Consider the following 18,977-nt stretch of genomic DNA (forward strand, 5'->3'; position numbering starts at 1 on the left):
ATTTTTAATGCTTAAAAAAATAATGTCTTTATGCCCTGAAAACCAAAGTATGCCCCAAAACCGATTAGAGAAAGTCCTGAGAAGGCTGATATAGCTTTCAAGCTAGTGTCATTCAGATATCTTCTGAACCCGGTTGTTAGAAAGGCAACGGTAATGTCCCAAAAAGTTAGCCCGAGAAAAATCATCAAGCTGTACACAAGAAGAGAGCTTGTGCCGTACGAAGTAACTGTTTTAGCGAGAACCGACCCATATATCCCTATCCAAAAGAGGATAGATAATGGACTTGTAATGGACATTATAAATCCAGTTAAAAAAGATTTCGATAACGAGTCCTTCGTACGATAATCTTCTAATGAAAGTGTATGGACCCTCAAAATGCTTTCAATTCCGGTATAAATAAGAACAAATCCTCCAAAGAGCCACAGGAAAATCTGGACATAAGGAATCGTAATAAATTGTACAAAACCCAAATAGACCAATAGCATGAATACTCCATCCGCAATCATAGATCCTACGCCTACTATCCAGGCGTGAAAAAAACCGTTTTTGATCCCCTTATCTATTCTGGCTGAGTTAACTGGACCAATGGGTGCCGCCAATGTTATTCCCAACAAAAAATAACTAAACATAATATGTCCGCTCACGCTTTCACTCCATCTTCTTATGTATTAGTAACTTGTACATATTATGAAGAAAGGTGGATAAGTATGTATAACAGTTTTATTGAGGTTGTAAAATGTGTTTAACTAAAACTCTAGCTTTATCTGACTAACGGACAATCCTTAAAGATGTTTATAAATTTGTGACTTGGATATAAGAAAATAACATTTATTAATAAAAGGGGGATTAGAAGAATGAAGAAAAAAGAGTCAGTAGAAGTGGACGGAGTACCTATAACCTATTTTCTGAGTGAAAAAGCTATTCATATAGACAATAATAAAGAATTGGAATCCATTATCCAAAACCCTAAAGAAGCCATTGATCTGGCAAGGAAACTGAAAGCAAACTATCAAAAGAAATACGGAAGGGAATTATCGGTATCTGAGCTCTCTATGGCTATTGAAATCTATGGTCATATCTATCCAGAAAAAATGGCTAAAGCTATAAAAAAACTTCCTTTACCCGGCTTTGTTGATCAAGCGATGGAAAATTTAATTGAAAAGGCCGATATTATCGATTCAGGGGAAGAGAGTATTGATCAAAATAGAAAAATCTGGGATGTTATTGCAAAGGTTATCCCAGTTTAAAAGCTGCCACTTTGATATACTATTTACCCTTCGTTAAAATGGCAGATAAGGCAGCATAGTCCATGTTTTTATAAACTGTATAGGTCCCAGTCTGAATCTTTTTTGTGAGATCCCGATCATTCAAGTAGGTGAAAAACTTTTCAGTATCCTCAATCACGCGCTCATCTTTTAATAGGCTGATAATCTCGTCGGAAGCCATTCCAGGCTTAATCGATAATTTAATGGCTACAGTTTCTTCTTTATTACTTTGTTGATTTCCTGTTTTTAGTTGATTAATAGATTGAAGGTTCTTTTGATAGTCACCCCACTCACTTTTTGATAAAACATGATAACCATCCTCCTGTAGAGTTTTATGAGCGTCCTCGCTTGAAAGGGGCACCTTTTTAGCTGCTGATTCATCTGTGGCAAGATAATATGCAGTAAATACGCTTGTGGCTAAAAAAATACCTGCAGCTGCTCCAGATATGTATAGTCGGTTCAATGAAGATCGCCTGCCTGACTTTCAAGGATTCTAATTACCTCATTGTTTGATAATGCAGATTGCCTGGAAATTTGTTCAATCGATAATCCTTGTTTGTACAAATGAATGACCTGATTTTGAATAACCTCGTGTATGGGCGAGGAATTAGTTAAAAAAGATACCTCCGAAAACGATTCCTCGTGCAGGATTTCCTCCTCAAGTGCACGAATTCGTTTTTTTATTATATACATTTCTTGTATATGCTCTAATGAAAGCTGTTCAATCTCTTTTTCTACTTTAGTTTCCTGTCCTTTATAAAACAACGATAGCAAGAACAGTAAGGCAGATAGAGAAAATAAACAAATCATAATGATTATCATGAATACCCTCCCAAATTAAATTACAATCCCTATTGTACAACAATTTTCACTTGATTTTGGTAAAAATATATGAAAAAGGAAGTATTGCTCATAATTTGGAAGTAGGTAGTGGTACTTCGACAATATGCGTTCATTGTCATCTGGTTCAGGGAGTGTTAGGATTTAAATGGAAGATATTAGTGGTTCGCTAAAGAAGGCAAGATGAATGAAAGGGGTGGGACCGCATGGACCAGTTAGACTCTTTAAATAAAAGTACTAAAAAAGCCAGCTGTAAAAGGCTTGTTGATGATAAATCTGGATTAATTGTACCCTATCTTTGGTGCAAAAACGATCAAGATCAAGAGGGGATATCTGCTGCAGTACAGTTAACAAATAATGATTATTTCGATAGAGTAGATGTAGTCTGCAAAAATGATGGGGATCGGCCACTTGAAATTAAGATATTTTTTGTCCATGAGGCCTTTAGTGAAGTATCAGCAAGTTTTTATAGTCCTGCGGATTCTTTAATCTATTTATATGGTAAGAATACGATAAGCTTATTAAATGGAAATGATTGTGCATCTATTTCGATAATGGAACGAAAACATAAAAAAGCGGTGTACGAATTAATGGAAAATGGCCAAATTATCCACTCTCCTTTAGCCAGAGGTCTAGTTATCTGTACAACGATGTACAAGCTTCTAGTGGAGCCCGGAGTGAAAATGGGGGTTTCTAATTGGTTAATTACAGGCAAGAATAAAGAGGAAGTCATGCTGTTTGATTACTTGGTCAAAAATCAGACTAGCATTTATTAGTGAAAGGTGATATTATAGAAAAGTCGTATAAAATGAAGTTTTGAATGAACTGGAGGGACTCACATGCGTGTAAACATTACTTTAGCTTGCACAGAGTGCGGTGAGCGTAATTATATCAGCACAAAAAATAAACGTAATAATCCTGATCGTCTTGAGCTTAAAAAATATTGCCCAAGAGAGAAGCGTACAACTGCACACCGCGAAACAAAATAAAACAACAGGAGGTTCTCTCCTGTTGTTTTTTTTTGGGATTATATAGAATTTAAGGGGATTTAACGCAATGTTAAAGGGAGAATTAAGATCGACTTATCGGAGTTTATTAGCGGAATTTCCGTCATACGAGCGGGATACATATACATCTAAAATTGTTGAATACTTATTTAGTCATGACATATGGAAGAATGCAAAGACAATCGGAATCACAATTTCTCGGCATCCTGAGATTGAAACGAAAGAGATTATCGAGAGAGCGTGGAAAGAGAAAAAGAATATCGTGATTCCAAAATGCTATCCACACACAAAGCATATGGAATTTTATGACTATCGTCCAAATACGATACTTGAGTCAGTTTATAGTGGTTTAAAAGAGCCCAGACCGGATAAAACACAAAAGATAGAATCCGACCAAATCGATATAATGGTAGTTCCGGGACTCCTATTCTCAACAACTGGATATCGGATTGGATTTGGCGGCGGCTATTATGATCGTTATTTGGCATCATTTTATGGAATCAAACTTTCGCTGGCGTTTATGATGCAAATAAGAGATGATATCCATACAGAAGAGTTCGACATCCCTGTCGACTATCTATTCACAGAACAAGGGGTAATAAATTGTGGGTAACTTAATTATTTACGGCGCTGTTGCTGTCGGCTCCTACGGGGCATATCGGCTTAAAGCTCTGAGTAAATCCGGTGCTCTCGCAGCATTTCTTTTGGGAGCTTTAATTGTTATAGGACTTGGATGGGAAGGTTTACTACTAATTGGTTTGTTTTTTTCCTCATCTAGTCTGTTTTCCAGTTATAAAAAAAGAATTAAGCAGAGTATTGATAAAAAATTAGCAAACGGAAGCAGACGAAATTGGGCCCAGGTAGCAGTAAATGGCGGTCCTGCTGGTATAAGTTCTTTACTTTATTTTATATCTGACGGTTCTGATATTTGGTTAATTTCCTTTATCGTATCAATTTCAGCAGCTACTTCTGATACATGGTCATCTGAACTTGGAGTATTGAGTAAATCTGACCCAATCCATATAATCAGTTTGAAAAGATGTGAACGGGGTACTTCAGGGGCAGTCTCAGTCCATGGAACTCTGGCCGGGCTGTTTGGCTCCATATTCATTGCAGTAATAGCAGGTATACTGTTTAATCTGTCATTTTCAACAATTCTCCTACTGAGTGCATTCGGATTTCTGGGCAGTATTCTGGATACCTTACTGGGGGCTTTCCTGCAAGTCGAATATATATGCCCAGTTTGTTCGGTTCATACGGAGAAAAAAGTGCACTGCAATACACGGACTGTTAAAAGGAAAGGAATTAACTGGATTAATAACGAAACTGTAAATCTAAGCTCAATTCTGATAAGCACTATTTTTTGTATAATAACTTGGTATAGTATCACATAATACTAGGGTATAAAGAGCTTGTATGCAGTGTGAAAAGGTGGTTTTTGTTAATGAAAAAGAATGTAAATCGTGTTGTCCTTGTTGGTACAGGTTTTGTTGGAAGCAGCTATGCATTCGCTATGTTAAATCAGGGAATTGCTGAAGAATTTGTTTTAATTGATTTAAATAAGGATAAAGCAGAAGGCGATGCAATGGACTTGAATCATGGAACTCCATTTGCACCGAATAGAACGAAAATTTGGTTCGGAGATTATTCAGACTGTAAAGATGCAGACATTATCGTTCTAACTGCAGGAGCGAATCAGAAGCCTGGTGAAACACGCTTAGATTTAGTTGAAAAAAATATGAAAATCTTTAAATCCATTGTTGGAGAAATTATGGCTAATGGATTTAATGGGATCTTTCTTGTGGCTGCGAACCCAGTTGATATCCTTACATATGCAACATGGAAATTTTCAGGTCTTCCTAAACATCGCGTACTTGGCTCTGGTACGATTCTTGATACGGCCAGATTTCGATTTATGTTAAGCGATTATTTTGAAGTGGATCCTCGAAATGTCCATGCCTATATCATTGGAGAACATGGGGATACAGAATTACCTGTATGGAGCCATGCCAATGTAGGCGGAAAGAATATGAACGAACTGATTAAAGATAAACCTAATCATTCCATGGAAGATTTGGATAAGATTTTTATTAATGTACGTGATGCAGCTTATGAAATCATTAATCGAAAAGGTGCAACATTCTATGGAATTGCCATGGGTCTGGTTCGTATTACAAAAGCCATCCTTCAGAATGAAAACAGCATTTTGACAGTGTCAACCTTCCTAGATGGGGAGTACGGACAAGAAGATGTGTATGTAGGTGTCCCTGCGATAGTAAACCGTGAAGGAATTTCTGATATCCTCGAACTGAAATTATCAGATGATGAGCAAGAGAAATTTTCACATTCTGTTAAAGTATTAAAAGAAACGATGAATCCAATTCTTGATCAGTTACTATAAGTAGAATAAAAATCCCTCCTGTTCACCAAACTATATGGTAATACAGGAGGGATTTTTACATGAATAAATTCTTAATTATTTTCGTATCTGGCATAATAGGGTATATAGTGTTTCAAAAGAGGTCTTCCATTATGAAGAATCAAGTACTGCGCAACATCCTTATAGCCGTTCTAATGGAATTGCCAATTTTTAAAACTGTGCAAGATCAAACATAATGACCAGAGGAATTATTTCTGTTCCTCTTACGTAATGATAAAATAGATATAGAAACTTTTTAGGGAGAGAAAGTAGGGGAATCCGTGAGTTTTAAAGAAGAATATATCTATTGGTCCTTTATCAATCAATTGATTACGAAAAAAGGGTATCGATTTATATCTGCATCCACTGATCAGCAAGAAATATGGCTTGAAAATCAGTCGAGTCGGATAGATCCCCTAATCCGTATAAAAAGAGAAGATTTGGATTGGTCCAATAATATGAAGCGTGACCGAAATCTTGTACTGCAGAATGCAGAGAAGATTCGTAGGTTTCTTTCCAGGAAGGAACTAACTGTTAAAACCATTTATGTTAGTCAATATGCTCCGGTTGATGATTATTCGGATGTCCTTGGAAGATACTCAAACGAAAGTCGTGCAAAAATTACGATTGATACCATGATTTTTCAAACAGAGGCTATGGAAGAATCTTTGACGGAATTGGAAAGCTTTCTGGGGTTTCCGTTGGAAGTGGTCAACAGGGATTATGAGTTTATAGAAGAAAATGAAATTAACCATCTTAAAGAAGATGCTTTGGCTGCTTCTTACCAAAAGCAGAAACAAGATGAACAAATCTTTAGCCATGGCAAACCAATCTTTACATACTTGTTAATGGCCATCCAAGTTCTTGTGTTTATTTTACTCGAGATGCGTGGCGGAAGTACAAACACTGAAACCCTCATCCAATTTGGTGCAAAGTATAACCCATTGATTATGGAAGGAGAATGGTGGAGATTCTTCACACCCATCTTTCTTCATATTGGATTTACACACTTGATTCTGAACACCTTAAGTTTGTATTTTGTCGGAGTTATTGTTGAGCGTATTTATGGAAGCTTAAGATTTCTGGTTATTTACTTTTTTGCAGGCTTTATTGGTTCGGTAGCAAGTTTTATTTTGATGCCCAATCTATCAGCCGGTGCCAGTGGTGCGATATTTGGCTTACTCGGTGCCTTGCTATTGTTTGGTATACTCCACCCCAATCTCTTTTTCAGAACAATGGGATGGAATGTGATTGTAATTTTGGCCATCAACCTGGTTATTACATTCTCTGCAGATGCTATAGATAGTGCCGGCCATATCGGCGGTTTAATAGGTGGATTCCTCGCAGCAGCGATTGTCAGATTGCCGAAAAATCCTAAGCTTGCCGTGCAAATGGGTGCGCTGCTCCTGACCGTTTTGTTAACAATAGGAGCTTTAGTATATGGGTATTCATCAAATGAATCTGACCATAAATATCATAATGATGTCACTCTTGCTCATGAATATGTGAATTCTAAGGAATATGCCAAAGCCTATGAGCTTATCGAAGGCTATCTAAAGGAAGAAGACGCTCCAGAAGCATATTTTTTAGCAGGATATATAAAGTATCATCAATATGATCTGAAAGCGGCTGAGACGTATTTTCTAAAAGCCATTGAACAGCAAGAAGTGTTTCCAGAAGCATATTATGATATTGGACTGCTCTACTGGCAACTGGGACAAATCGATAAAGCTAAAGATTATATCCAAATAGCAGTTTATCAGGAACCGGATAATGAAGATTATAAAACAACGCTGAATGAGCTTGATTCCGAATAGTTATCTTACTTTAAGGCAGCTGCTGATAATATTCATGTATATTGCCTGATTTATCCTGAATAAGAATAATTAGTTTGTTTGAGTCTTGTTTACGCAAAATCAAGGGGATGGTACTGTCTATCGGATTTATGACTGTACCATCCTGTTTTTTTATTCCTGAAACATAAATGGAATAAAAAGCTTCCCATAGCTTTTCCGTAATCTCCAGACGCTTTTGCTCTGAATATCCGGCTAATAATCTTTTTTCTTCAGTCGAAAACTGTGTCAGGGGAACTACGTGATACCTTGTAATATCAATCTTTTTGTTATCTGTATAGCGATTGAGCACTTTAGTCAGCCTGGAATTACTTACAGAAGACAGGGTAAAGGCCCATTCCTTTTGTTCCTCGGTTTCAGGAGAATGAAATGATTTGGTTGGTCCATAACGTGAAGCAATGACAAACAGATTACTATCAGTTAATTTAAATGAGCTGGTAATCTTGTCGTTTTCCGTATGAATCTCAGCATAATGAATGGTAACCACTTGAAATAAAGAAGATTCATGAGCTTTTACGGTTGTCTTTTGGGATATTCGATCTGTATTCTGCTCCCATTTCTTTGTAAACTCTTTTAAACGACCGTTTTGAAAAAGAAGTGAGAAATCCTGTCTGAGATAACTTGTTTGATTTAAAATAGATTCAGTCGATAACGCAACATCGTACTGTTCTGTATCTTTTTCCTGCTTAGGCATGACAAGGGAAGAGGTTGTTTTAATAAACGCAGCCTTTTGATTAAGTGGAAAATATTTAATAACAGCTATATCCCTTTGTATATAAAGCTGTTTCCACCACATAAAGGTAAATATGAGTACTAAACCGACTATTAGGTAACCAATATATTTTTTCAAAAGGATTCTCTCCTCACTTTAGATTATTGCCTTACGTATATATTCTTAAATGGATGTCAAATGATAAATAGACGGATGCTTTGTCCTAAGCAATATATGTGTAACTCTAAATACATATGCTTTGTTTATAAATGTCACAATTGACGGAATACAGAAAGAAAGTATCTTGAGGAGAACAACTAAATTCAGATATACTAAAGAAGCAGGAAGGAATGTGACAAAAATGAAATCCGTATATGAAATTCAACAATATTTAAAGAGGTTTGGAACCATCATATACATGGGTGATCGATTAGCTGATCTAGAGATGATGGCAGGAGAATTAAGAGAGCTATTTCACTCTCAATTGATTGAAATCAGAGATTATCAAACGGCAATTTTAATCTTGAAACAAGAAATAGAGTATGAGAAGGAAAAGCAACAGCTAAAACAAAAACAATCGAAAAGGTGAATCAATATGCTGGGGAAACAAGATTGGTTACTGGGAATTGATATTGGCGGTACAACGATTAAGCTTGCTTTTATAGATAAAGAAGGGACCATTGTACATAAATGGGAAATCATAACGAGAACGGAAGAAAATGGTCTGCATATTGTTTCTGACATCGGCAAATCTGTCAGGGCAAAATTGGAAGAATGGCAGGATGGTAATTTAGTAGGTGTCGGAATGGGTGCTCCTGGTCCAGTTAATTTTGAGAACGGTTCAATCTATGTGGCCGTGAATATCGGTTGGAGAGATTTTCCTTTAAAGGAGTTGCTGGAAAAAGAATTAGGAATTCCTGCAGTGGTTGATAACGATGCGAATGTAGCATCCTTCGGTGAGTTTTGGAAGGGAGCAGGAAAAGGTACAAATGATTTAGTCTGTATCACTCTCGGAACTGGTGTGGGTGGCGGTGTAATCACTAATAAGCATTTGGTGCATGGAATTAGTGGGGCAGCTGGTGAGCTTGGTCACATAACGGTTCAGCCAGAGGGTGGAGCTCCTTGTAACTGTGGGAAAACAGGCTGTGTTGAAACGATCGCCTCAGCTACCGGTATCGTAAGGCTGGCGTTAGAGAAGATTAAAGAGAAACCAGATTCGGACCTCTCGATTGTTTTTAACGAAAATGGGTTGATCACTTCTAAAGACGTAGTTGATTGTGCTATAGGCGGAGACCAGGCAAGTCAGGATGTCCTTGATGAGGTAGCTAAATACCTTGGACTTGCAGCTGCCAATGTGGGCAATATGATTAACCCCGACATCATCGTAATCGGTGGTGGTGTTTCAAAAGCTGGGGACATTATTTTAAAACCAATTGAGAAATACTTTAAGCAATTTGCCTTTCCGCGGGTTGCGGAATCAACTGAAATCAAAGTTGCATCTCTTGGTAATGATGCGGGTGTTATAGGCGCAGCGGGCTTAATCATGCAGCAACTAGGACAAGAGATTTAAGAGTCCACGTGCTGAGGTAAACGTTAATTACTTAGTAGAATTTAATTAATTTTGGAAGCATTTCAATGTATTTAGTTGAAGTGCTTTTTTATTTGCAAAAGTTTTTATAAAGGAAAATAAAAACCATATGTCGAAATTAATTTGATGAGTATAACATGAAAATCCGATGATAGAGGGTTTGGGGGATGAGGGTGCCGAAGCATATTGTATCTGCAGCAACGGTTGTATTAAACGATGCTGGGGAAATTTTGTTGATTAGGGGTCCGCACCGGGGGTGGGAAATGCCTGGAGGACAAGTCGAGGAAGGCGAGTCACTCAAAGATGCTGCGATAAGAGAAACAAAAGAGGAATCGGGGATTGATATCGTAGTAACTAAATTTTGTGGTGTTTTTCAAAATATAGACCATTCTATTTGTAACACCTTATTCTTGGGTAAGGCGATTGGAGGTACTCCCACTACCAGCCCTGAAAGTTTAGAGGTAGGTTTTTATCCCATAGCAGAGGCATTGGAAATGGTAACCTGGAATAATTTTAGACAAAGAATCGAGTATTGTCTGGACGAAAGCATTCAGCCGTTTTATGTAGAATTTAATGGTAAGTATCGTGAGGGAGCTATAGGTGAATGAAGCCAATCAAAATCAAACAGCGGGTGTCATTTATTTAGTTTTAAAAGGGGGTTTCCATTTGTTTAATAGTGTTCTGTCTCAAACCTTTATAAATTTTGCTGAAAGAGAATGTATAGGCTCCAGCAGGCTATACGAGCACTTATCTATAAAAATTTCTGGAGATGAAGCGCTTTTAGAGATATGTATGAATGCGAGGGAGGGTCAGCCAGTACCAAATCTCTTATTCGGTGCTGTCCACTATCTTCTGTTAAAGGGTAAAGAACATTCACTGAAAGAGTATTATCCTAGTTTGGTTGAGTATCCGAAAGCATATATGGAATCTTATGGACCTTTTAGGGATTTTTGCTTTACTTATCGAGAAGAGATTGAATTTATTCTTAGATCGAGACGGGTTCAAACCAATGAAGTGCGAAGATGTGCATACCTGTACCCCGCCTTTTGTACTGTTCATGAGATAGCAAAGAAACCCTTGGCACTTATTGAAATTGGAACAAGTGCAGGATTACAGCTTCTTTGGGATCACTATTCATATACATATGGGCAAGAAAGTACCTATGGAAATTCAGAATCTAAACTTACAATTTCAGCAGAAATAAAAGGAGAAAATGTACCAAACCTTCCCTTCATGCCGCCGCCAGTTTCAATTAGGATTGGCTTGGATTTACATACGGTTGATTTAAATGTTGAGGACGAAAAATTGTGGCTTAAATCCTTAATATGGCCCGAGCATGCGGAGCGGCTGTCTATGTTTGAAAAAGCTGCAGCCTATGTGAAGGGGAGTTCCTTAAGATTGATAAATGGTGATGGCGCTGATCTATTACCTGACTGTATACAGGATATCCCAGAGAATCATGCTGTTTGTATTTTTCATACACATGTTGCTAACCAAATGCCAATGGATGTGAAAAAGCATCTGTTGGAAACCATCAAGGATATTGGGAAGATGAGAGAGGTATTTCATATTTATAATAATATTCAAGATAGATATTTGCATCTGGATTATTATTTGGATGGCATTCTGAACAAAAATACGATTGCAGAAACCGACGGGCACGGCAGATGGTTTAAATGGTTATGGGAGAGTGAGCGGACAATTAGTCAGTAGGAAATGAAATTCGCCCTTTTGAATTTGTTTTCTTTGACGGGATATTTTTAACTAAATCAATTAATTAGGTATTAATCCAATACGGGTTAATGCCTTTTTTTTTCGTTGACCCAACTGTTTTTCATTCGGTTTGAATTGGATAGTTGAGTGAGGATGTAGGAGGTACTTGTCAAAGGACAGAGATAGCCGCACCAAACCATATGCCGGGGTAGTAAAGGTGCCTGAAAGGTGGGTGAAGTATGTAGGAAAGCAGCTATGCCCCACCTATGAAGTACCTATGCTCCAGCTATACCGGGGTAAAAGTGCCTGAAAGGTGGGTGAAGTGTGTAGGAAAGCAGCTATGCCCCACCTATGAAACACCTATGCCCCATCTACACCCTGCCTTTCCCCAGCCCATACCCCGCTAAATGGCATACTAAAAAGGCTTATACAGTTAAAGGCAACTATAATCAAGCTGTTTTTTACGAATCTATACATAATATCTGTTAGCTTCTGTATTTTTTGATCGGAGTATTCATAAAATGAGTAGAAAAGGATGTGATTCTATGGAAGTCATCATAAAGAAGCCTGATTTATTATCGAGATTGGCCGTTTTGTATTCTATACCGTTCGCACTTTTACGGGAATGTAATTTACATATTAGTAATAATGAGCTATCTGTTGGCGATATGGTTCATATACCTGGATATTGGACAAGGGAGGAAAGGTTATCGTCCTTGGATATCACACACCCTGTAGAACGTGAAAGAATTCAGGTAGCTAATTCAATGGAGAGTATGGAAGAGAATCCGAAGCAATCTGTTAGATTGCCTGTGAAAATTCAACATAGTATTGTGGATCAGACTTGTCCATACTCATCAAGTAAATGCATGAATGACATGGAAATACTTACAACCATCTATCCTTTCCTGCAGATGAAATCTATCGGGAAATCTGAACTTGGCCAGGATATTTGGGAACTGCGAATTGGTATTGGTCCGAAAAAAGTCCATATGAATGCCTCGATGCATGCGAATGAATGGATTACTAGCTTGGTTTTAATGAAGTGGCTGAATGATTATTTACTGGCATTAACAACGGGGACAAATTTAGGAGAATGTTCAGCATTGGAGCTATTCCTGGAGTGTGATTTGTCACTTGTTATGATGGTGAATCCTGATGGTGTAGATTTAGTAGTAAATGGTCCATCTGAAAAAATGAAAAAAGATTTAATTAGGATGAATGATGGAAGAAAAGAATTTTTAGGCTGGAAAGCGAATATTAGAGGAGTTGACTTAAATAATCAATTTCCGGCAAACTGGGAGATTGAGAAAAAGAGAAAACGGCCGAAAAAACCAGCAGCAAGAGATTTTCCTGGAATCGAGCCATTAACAGAAAGTGAAGTGAAATCACTGGTTGCACTTGTGCTGAAGGAAGGGTTCGATCGTGTAGTTTCTCTGCACACCCAGGGAGAAGAATTTTACTGGGGATATGAGAAAAAAGAGCCGGAAATCACCTCTGTTATGGCTATGGAATTTACCGCAAGATCTGGCTACAAGGCCGTTCGCTATATTGATAGCCATGCAGGCTTTAAGGATTGGTTTATTGATCAGTTCAAGAAGCCTGGATTTACATTAGAGCTGGGTAAAGGAATCAATCCACTTCCTTTATCACAATTTGAACAAATTTATCGGGATACAAAACCAATTTTAAATGCTTGTCTTTATTTATAGAAGACAGGAGCTGGTGAACGAAAAAGAGGAATCCTGTTTAAAGGATTCCTCTTTTTCAGATGTATGACGTATACAATTAATTAATGTACAGCAGGATAGCCATCTCTAATGAAGGTCATGATGGCGAACCAGCCAAATACAACGGCAGTACCCAAAGCGAATACTAGACCAAGGAAATTTTTGTTTTTAAAGGCGCTGATTAATGCGAAAATAGCCAAAATGGCAACTAAACCAAAAATAATTACCAATCCCATTTCATTTACCTCCCCTGGAATTATTAAGTAATAAAACCCAATAAATCATTAAATTGTAAAATAAATGCATTCAATAGTATTTTAATTCTTTTCAGATTATTTGTCGAGATATTATAGGCAATTTGGAAGGAATAGGAACAATACAGTATAAGACTCTTTATACAAAACCATCACTTGTGTAAAATAAAAGAAACTAAACTGAGACTTCAGGAGGAAAGACATGAAGAAAACATGGAAAAGAGTTCCTTTAGGACCTTTGCAAACAAATTGTTATTTATATGCCAAGCAGGACGGTGAATGTTTAATCATCGACCCGGGCGAGGAAGCAGAAAAGCTGATTCAAATCATTCGTGAAAAGAAATGGAAACCAATTGCAGTTCTTTTAACTCACGCTCATTTTGATCATATAGGGGCAGTGGACAGGGTACGGGAAGTCTTTAGTATCCCGGTTTATGTGCACAAAAAAGAAACAGAATGGTTAACAAACCCAGCTTTGAACGGTTCGCGATTTTTCCAACTTGGTGAGATTAAGGCTGCTCCCGCAGAAAATGTGATTTCAGAGGAAGGTATTCTAAAAATCGGGGATTTCACCTTTAATGTACTGTTTACACCTGGACATTCACCAGGAAGTGTTTCTTATTATGATAAGGACGAGGCGATTGTATTTTCAGGAGATGCATTATTTCATATGAGTATAGGCCGGACCGATTTACCTGGTGGAAATCATCAACAGCTAATGGATAGTCTTCATAAAAAATTATTAACTCTTCCAAAAGATACGCTTTGTTTATCTGGACATGGGCCGGAAACCATCATTGAAGATGAGATGAATCATAATCCATTTTTAAGGTAAGAGGTGTACTAATTGTAGACCCTCCTTAACAATTAGATAAGGAGGGTCAGGGGGTATTTCCTATAAAATGGGAGGGGCCATTTTAATCTATACCATAAATTTACAATAGGGATAATGTGATGTCAACGCCTATTGTGGAAATATTTATAAAATTAGGTGGATTTATGAAAGACATAATCATTCGGTCCATTGAGGAAACAGAAGATTTATTTTTACCGTATGACAAATATATAGAGTTGGCATTGTATCATCCTGAATATGGCTATTACCAACGGAGAAAAGATAAAATTGGAAGTAGCGGTGATTTCTATACTTCGGTGAGTATGTCCCCTGTCTTTGGTGAATTTATAGGTAAATGGGCAGGAAGGAAGCTAATTGAATCTGACCTGCCTCCCGCTATATGTGAGCTTGGCGGCGGCACCGGGAAGATGGCATGTGATTTTTTGAGAGGATTGGAACTGTACAACCCAGAGCTGGCATCTAATGCAATTTATTATATTGTTGAATCCAGTTCCTATCATCGAGAATTGATTTTAGATACGGCGGCAAAGGATGATAGAATTCGTTTGTTAGATTCTATCAAGGATATGCCACTAATAGAAGGTTTCATTTTTTCAAATGAATTTTTTGATGCTTTTCCAGTTCATGTTTTGATTAAAGATAAGAATCAGTGGAAAGAAGCGGGCGTCACAGTAAAGAATGGAGAGCTATTTGAAACGACCAGAGATCTCAATAATCAGATGATTTTAGCCGTTATAGAGAAGTTGAATATCCCGGAGTTTATTTATCGTATAGAGGTGCCATGCCCAATGATGGTTGCCTACGAGCAAATTGTCGATAAAATGAAGAGTGGATATCTCATGACGATAGATTATGGAATGGATGCGGAGGATTTGTATATACCTGCCCGTAAAAATGGTACCTTAAGAGGATTTAAGGACCATCAATTAATCGGCTCAATTCTCGAAAATCCAGGAGAAACAGATATAACGAGTACCGTCAATTTTTCATTGCTTAAATGTGAAGGGAAGAGAAGAGGGCTTGATCTAGAGTACTGGGGAGGACAACAGTCATTTTTATTAGAGGAAGGGATATTGGATGAGCTGGTTCCACATGCGGATGCAGATCCTTTTTCTCCTGTCGCCAGGCGCAACAGACAAATCAAACAATTAGTTCTGGGAGACTGGATTAGTGATAGTTTCAGTGTTTTAGTTCAATCTAAGAATATAAAAAAACCTTGATTGCTACAGCTCAATCAAGGTTTTACTGTAAATTAATGTCCCGCTCCAGGAGTCATCATGAACGTTGTCCAATAGGTGAAGCCTGCAAAGAAAACTGTTAAATAAGCACCGAAAACATATAAGTACATTCTTTCAGACAATTTTAAATAGCTTAAAATAACAAAGAAACCAGTTTGACCGAAAAAGATGAGTGATGTAGTATGCATACCGCCAACAAAGAACATGACTGCCATAATTCCAGTCCAGAAACCACATACTCTGAACATTCTGTCCATCCCTTAACCTCCCTTATCCCCTTATAATTCCATCACTACTATTATAAGGATATTGTTAAAGAATGTAAACTATCTTAAAATAGGATGACTGAATTGTGTGATTAATTTCCGGCAAGCATCTTGTATGTGCAAGCTTGGCAACCTGCATGATCAAACATATTTTCCTCTTCTATTAATTCGATTGAATCAAAAAGGACGCTGAACATACCGCGTAAAAACTCATAATGCATTCCGCATACGGCTTCTTTTTGCTCAAAGGCAATTTCTTTAAAAGGACAGTTGTGTATTCTAAAGAAAATGGTTGAATGATCCTCAGCTGTTATGAATTCCGGATAGAATCCAGCAGTAGTCGATGCATCTTTTATGATAGAGAGTTTGTGGTCGAAAGACAGGCTGTCCTGACTTTCTCCAATTCCTTTCATATGCTGTTCAGCCAAATCTTTCCCAAATAATCTTCCGGTATTGAATAACGCTTCCTTACCTGCTTCTCCCAGTGAGAACATTGTCTGAAGGGCTATTTTTGCAAGCAGTTGGTAATCGCGGTAAGGGAAGTTTAATTGTATGACATCATCTGATAATCTATATAATCTGCTTGGTCTTCCACCTTTTCCTGTTTTCTTAGTTTCAGAAACAAGCATATTTACATCTTCGAGCTTTGTTAAATGTAAACGCGCAACATTGGGGTGAATCTCAAATATATCCGCAATTTCCTGTACCGTCACCTCGCTGTGCCTTTTAGCTATATGCTGATAAATATAGTATCTGGTCGGATCTGATAATACATTGGTAATTTTTAATGTTTGGTCCATTGTGGTCCACCTCGCGCTCCTTAATAGTTCCATTATAATACAGTCAATCAAGCATTGATATGCTGTTCTTGGCTATTCTGACTCTTTGGAAACATATGTTGTAATTTAGCCACATTTTGATAAATCAATATTTAACATGTATATATTACTATCTTAATTTTAAAATTAATCTGTAAATATGTTAACAGAATAAAAGGGATGAAATATTTCATGATTATGAAAAATTACCCAAATTAACGACGAATTGTGACAGATTTTGAAACTTTCGTTATGCCAGCAGGGATTGAAAAATTAATGTCTAATAACATAAGAGAGTAACATATAAGGAGGTGAAACGAGAATTGCTTACCATCGATAAGTTAGCTGAAAAAGTTGTAACAGAAGCAGTAAAATTCAAAGCCTCAGATATCCACATTGTTCCCCAACGCAAGAAAACCCATCTTTACTATCGGATTCACAATCGCTTATTTTCAGAAGGCAGTTACCAAAGAGACAGGGCCCAACGACTCATCTCTCATTTTAAATTTATGGCCGGCATGGATATAGGAGAAAAAAGACGTCCTCAGTCAGGGGCCTTAACGATGTTTGTTTCAAATAAATGGATTGGTCTCCGATTATCCACCTTGCCTACCCCATACTCTGAATCTCTCGTCATTCGTATTATTCCAAGTTTACAAACTCTCCCAATCGAAGAAATCTCCTTATTTCCAAAAATGTCAACTACGTTAATTTCCATGCTTAAACATTCCCATGGATTAATGATCATCTGTGGACCGACTGGAAGTGGTAAAACTACAACTTTATATTCCATGCTCCATCATGCCAAAAATACCGTTAACCGAAATATTATTACACTGGAAGATCCTGTTGAACATCAGTCCGATGATGCCATTCAAGTCCAGATTAATGAAAAAGCCGGTATCAGTTATTCAGTAGGCTTGAAAGCTGCCCTGCGCCACGATCCCGATATTATCATGATTGGAGAAATCAGGGATGCTGAAACGGCCAGAATAGCGGTGCGCGCCGCTTTAACAGGCCACTTAATCTTAACTACGATGCATGCCAGTGATGTATTGGGTGCAGTTAGAAGGCTTTTGGAATTTGGGATAGACAAGGAGGAGGCAAAGCAAACTCTTTTAGGTGTAACCTCCCAAAGATTATTGGAATTGCACTGTCCTTTTTGTAAGGGTGAATGCTCACCGTACTGCCTTATGGAAAAGAGCAGAGGGCGGGTAAGTGTGCATGAAATGATTTATGGCAATGAATTGGCGAAGGTTTGGGCAGAGATGGAGGGAGATGATGTGAACTTTCATTATCCGGAATTATCTTCTCTCATCAGCAAGGCTGTTGCCTATGGATTTGTGGATCAAAAAGAGTATGAGAGGTGGGTGCATGAGGAGTAATCTAAAGTCCCGATGGTCTTGCAGGGATCAGGCGAGATTTCTTCAGGAATTGGGCGATTTATTGGAGAATGGCTTTACTCTTTATGAGGGTATTGAATTTTCTCTTATTCATGGAAAAAAGAAGTATCGAGAAGAAATTAAGGATGCATTGGAACTATTGAAAGATGGCCATACTTTTAGGGACTTTTTAGAATGGCTCGATTTTGAACAAGAGCTCGTTGGTTTAGTATCCTACGGTGAAAAACACGGACAGCTATCCAAATCCTTGCAGAATGGAGGCGAAATATGGCTTAAGAAAAGTGAGGATCGCGCAAAACTAAAAAATTTATTGTATTACCCAGTCTTCCTACTTGTTTTTACATTTACCTTGCTGCAAGTATTTACAAATTATTTGTTGCCAAAATTCTCAAGTATGTATCAGGGCGCAGGGCAGGAATCAAATATATTCTTAAAGTTATCCGTTTTACTGGCAACCCTCGTTAACAATCTTCCATTTTTTATCATTGTGCTCCTAACCATGCATTTGTTTATATACCACTATTATTTAAAAAAACTATCCAAAATAAAACAGGAATTACTGATGAATAAAATTCCGTTCCTGCGTTCTTTTAGAAAGCTTTCCACAACGTATTATTTTTCTATGCAGCTGGGCTCATTATTAAAGGGTGGTATTTCGATTATTGATGCGTTAACGATTATGAGTCAGCAGGATCCAAAAAGTTTAGTTAAGGAAATAACCCATCACATGATTAAAAGTCTTCAGGAGGGAGATTCATTAGAAAGCATTAGTGGGAATCTCACAATTTTTATGAATGATTTTGAGCGAGTAATCAGCCATGGGCAAAAAAATAGTTTATTAGGAGAAGAACTTCTTTACTACAGCAGATATCTGTTAAATGAGATGGAGATGCAGACTGAAAAATATATAAAGGTGGTTCAACCATTAATGTTTGGCCTTGTTGCCATTTTAGTGATCCTTCTGTATTTGGCAATATTAATGCCAATGATTTCATTGATGAATACGATATAGGAA

At 37.5% G+C, this 18,977-nt stretch carries 24 protein-coding genes; 17 read left to right on the forward strand and 7 right to left on the reverse strand.

Annotated elements, in window-relative coordinates; all coding sequences use genetic code 11:
• Nucleotides 1-11 precede the first annotated feature (11 nt).
• Entirely contained in the window at nucleotides 12-629 is a 618-nt protein-coding gene (locus tag AC4BHP_RS01530; protein WP_490551635.1) for a LysE family transporter, read from the reverse strand.
• 225 nt (nucleotides 630-854) lie between these two features.
• Here AC4BHP_RS01530 and AC4BHP_RS01535 point away from each other — a divergent pair, with 225 nt between their 5' ends.
• A complete protein-coding gene (locus tag AC4BHP_RS01535) occupies nucleotides 855-1,247 on the forward strand; it encodes a hypothetical protein (RefSeq protein WP_490551138.1) in 393 nt (130 codons plus the stop codon).
• Between the two features lie 19 nt (nucleotides 1,248-1,266).
• Here AC4BHP_RS01535 and AC4BHP_RS01540 read toward each other — a convergent pair whose 3' ends face one another.
• Together AC4BHP_RS01540 and AC4BHP_RS01545 are read right to left on the reverse strand one after the other, a co-directional pair.
• Nucleotides 1,267-1,728: a hypothetical protein gene (locus AC4BHP_RS01540; RefSeq protein ID WP_490551139.1), complete on the reverse strand. Its 462-nt coding sequence runs from the start codon at nucleotides 1,726-1,728 to the stop codon at nucleotides 1,267-1,269.
• Nucleotides 1,725-2,087, reverse strand: a complete 363-nt coding sequence (locus AC4BHP_RS01545; protein ID WP_490551140.1) for a hypothetical protein — start codon at nucleotides 2,085-2,087, stop codon at nucleotides 1,725-1,727. The genes AC4BHP_RS01540 and AC4BHP_RS01545 overlap by 4 nt, the downstream gene beginning before the upstream one ends.
• A 224-nt stretch (nucleotides 2,088-2,311) precedes the next feature.
• Between AC4BHP_RS01545 and AC4BHP_RS01550 the strand changes: the two genes are divergently transcribed.
• The 7 genes from AC4BHP_RS01550 (at nucleotide 2,312) to AC4BHP_RS01580 (ending at nucleotide 7,348) form a co-directional block, all read left to right on the forward strand.
• Nucleotides 2,312-2,881: a hypothetical protein gene (locus tag AC4BHP_RS01550; RefSeq protein WP_490551141.1), complete on the forward strand. Its 570-nt coding sequence runs from the start codon at nucleotides 2,312-2,314 to the stop codon at nucleotides 2,879-2,881.
• A gap of 63 nt (nucleotides 2,882-2,944) precedes the next feature.
• Nucleotides 2,945-3,094, forward strand: coding sequence for a 50S ribosomal protein L33 (gene rpmG, locus AC4BHP_RS01555; protein ID WP_066105110.1), 150 nt, complete (start codon nucleotides 2,945-2,947; stop codon nucleotides 3,092-3,094).
• A 67-nt stretch (nucleotides 3,095-3,161) separates the two neighbouring features.
• The gene (locus tag AC4BHP_RS01560; RefSeq protein ID WP_066105107.1) at nucleotides 3,162-3,725 is read left to right on the forward strand and encodes a 5-formyltetrahydrofolate cyclo-ligase; all 564 of its coding nucleotides are present in this window, start codon (nucleotides 3,162-3,164) and stop codon (nucleotides 3,723-3,725) included.
• The gene (locus AC4BHP_RS01565) at nucleotides 3,718-4,506 is read left to right on the forward strand and encodes a DUF92 domain-containing protein (RefSeq protein ID WP_077248066.1); all 789 of its coding nucleotides are present in this window, start codon (nucleotides 3,718-3,720) and stop codon (nucleotides 4,504-4,506) included. The genes AC4BHP_RS01560 and AC4BHP_RS01565 overlap by 8 nt, the downstream gene beginning before the upstream one ends.
• Before the next feature lie 50 nt (nucleotides 4,507-4,556).
• On the forward strand, nucleotides 4,557-5,513 hold the full coding sequence (locus tag AC4BHP_RS01570) for an L-lactate dehydrogenase (RefSeq protein WP_066105102.1): 957 nt from the start codon (nucleotides 4,557-4,559) through the stop codon (nucleotides 5,511-5,513).
• A gap of 59 nt (nucleotides 5,514-5,572) precedes the next feature.
• Entirely contained in the window at nucleotides 5,573-5,728 is a 156-nt protein-coding gene (locus AC4BHP_RS01575) for a hypothetical protein (RefSeq protein ID WP_175354273.1), read from the forward strand.
• 84 nt (nucleotides 5,729-5,812) lie between these two features.
• Nucleotides 5,813-7,348: a rhomboid family intramembrane serine protease gene (locus tag AC4BHP_RS01580; RefSeq protein ID WP_139892552.1), complete on the forward strand. Its 1,536-nt coding sequence runs from the start codon at nucleotides 5,813-5,815 to the stop codon at nucleotides 7,346-7,348.
• A gap of 10 nt (nucleotides 7,349-7,358) precedes the next feature.
• Here AC4BHP_RS01580 and AC4BHP_RS01585 read toward each other — a convergent pair whose 3' ends face one another.
• The gene (locus tag AC4BHP_RS01585; protein WP_066105093.1) at nucleotides 7,359-8,234 is read right to left on the reverse strand and encodes a hypothetical protein; all 876 of its coding nucleotides are present in this window, start codon (nucleotides 8,232-8,234) and stop codon (nucleotides 7,359-7,361) included.
• A gap of 223 nt (nucleotides 8,235-8,457) precedes the next feature.
• Between AC4BHP_RS01585 and AC4BHP_RS01590 the strand changes: the two genes are divergently transcribed.
• From AC4BHP_RS01590 to AC4BHP_RS01610, 5 genes are all read left to right on the forward strand, one after another.
• On the forward strand, nucleotides 8,458-8,685 hold the full coding sequence (locus AC4BHP_RS01590; RefSeq protein ID WP_066105666.1) for a YqgQ family protein: 228 nt from the start codon (nucleotides 8,458-8,460) through the stop codon (nucleotides 8,683-8,685).
• A gap of 6 nt (nucleotides 8,686-8,691) precedes the next feature.
• Nucleotides 8,692-9,666, forward strand: a complete 975-nt coding sequence (locus tag AC4BHP_RS01595) for an ROK family glucokinase (RefSeq protein ID WP_066105090.1) — start codon at nucleotides 8,692-8,694, stop codon at nucleotides 9,664-9,666.
• Between the two features lie 185 nt (nucleotides 9,667-9,851).
• Nucleotides 9,852-10,292, forward strand: coding sequence for an NUDIX hydrolase (locus AC4BHP_RS01600; protein WP_139892551.1), 441 nt, complete (start codon nucleotides 9,852-9,854; stop codon nucleotides 10,290-10,292).
• A 58-nt stretch (nucleotides 10,293-10,350) separates the two neighbouring features.
• Entirely contained in the window at nucleotides 10,351-11,397 is a 1,047-nt protein-coding gene (locus tag AC4BHP_RS01605) for a DUF2332 domain-containing protein (RefSeq protein WP_066105087.1), read from the forward strand.
• A 545-nt stretch (nucleotides 11,398-11,942) separates the two neighbouring features.
• On the forward strand, nucleotides 11,943-13,109 hold the full coding sequence (locus AC4BHP_RS01610; RefSeq protein WP_490551142.1) for a M14 family metallopeptidase: 1,167 nt from the start codon (nucleotides 11,943-11,945) through the stop codon (nucleotides 13,107-13,109).
• 80 nt (nucleotides 13,110-13,189) lie between these two features.
• On the opposite strand, the gene AC4BHP_RS01615 is transcribed toward AC4BHP_RS01610, so the two are convergent.
• Complete coding sequence (locus tag AC4BHP_RS01615; protein WP_066105081.1) at nucleotides 13,190-13,363, reverse strand: DUF2759 domain-containing protein; 174 nt, start codon at nucleotides 13,361-13,363, stop codon at nucleotides 13,190-13,192.
• A gap of 220 nt (nucleotides 13,364-13,583) precedes the next feature.
• Between AC4BHP_RS01615 and AC4BHP_RS01620 the strand changes: the two genes are divergently transcribed.
• Nucleotides 13,584-14,216, forward strand: a complete 633-nt coding sequence (locus tag AC4BHP_RS01620) for an MBL fold metallo-hydrolase (RefSeq protein WP_066105078.1) — start codon at nucleotides 13,584-13,586, stop codon at nucleotides 14,214-14,216.
• 164 nt (nucleotides 14,217-14,380) lie between these two features.
• Complete coding sequence (locus tag AC4BHP_RS01625) at nucleotides 14,381-15,457, forward strand: class I SAM-dependent methyltransferase (protein ID WP_180350005.1); 1,077 nt, start codon at nucleotides 14,381-14,383, stop codon at nucleotides 15,455-15,457.
• Nucleotides 15,458-15,489: 32 nt separating this feature from the next.
• Here the strand turns inward: AC4BHP_RS01625 and AC4BHP_RS01630 are convergent, their stop codons facing one another.
• Both AC4BHP_RS01630 and AC4BHP_RS01635 read right to left on the reverse strand, forming a co-directional pair.
• Complete coding sequence (locus AC4BHP_RS01630; protein WP_066105073.1) at nucleotides 15,490-15,732, reverse strand: DUF2626 domain-containing protein; 243 nt, start codon at nucleotides 15,730-15,732, stop codon at nucleotides 15,490-15,492.
• A gap of 101 nt (nucleotides 15,733-15,833) precedes the next feature.
• Nucleotides 15,834-16,541, reverse strand: a complete 708-nt coding sequence (locus AC4BHP_RS01635; protein ID WP_066105070.1) for a helix-turn-helix transcriptional regulator — start codon at nucleotides 16,539-16,541, stop codon at nucleotides 15,834-15,836.
• 341 nt (nucleotides 16,542-16,882) lie between these two features.
• On the opposite strand from AC4BHP_RS01635, the gene comGA reads away from it, so the two are divergent.
• Nucleotides 16,883-17,944 (forward strand): competence type IV pilus ATPase ComGA, encoded by a 1,062-nt coding sequence (gene comGA / locus AC4BHP_RS01640; RefSeq protein WP_066105067.1) that lies wholly within the window; start codon nucleotides 16,883-16,885, stop codon nucleotides 17,942-17,944.
• Nucleotides 17,934-18,974, forward strand: a complete 1,041-nt coding sequence (gene comGB / locus AC4BHP_RS01645; RefSeq protein WP_180350004.1) for a competence type IV pilus assembly protein ComGB — start codon at nucleotides 17,934-17,936, stop codon at nucleotides 18,972-18,974. Before comGA ends, comGB begins: the two co-directional genes overlap by 11 nt.
• Nucleotides 18,975-18,977: the final 3 nt, after the last annotated feature.

It is taken from the genome of Pradoshia sp. Z4_20, assembly GCF_058216035.1.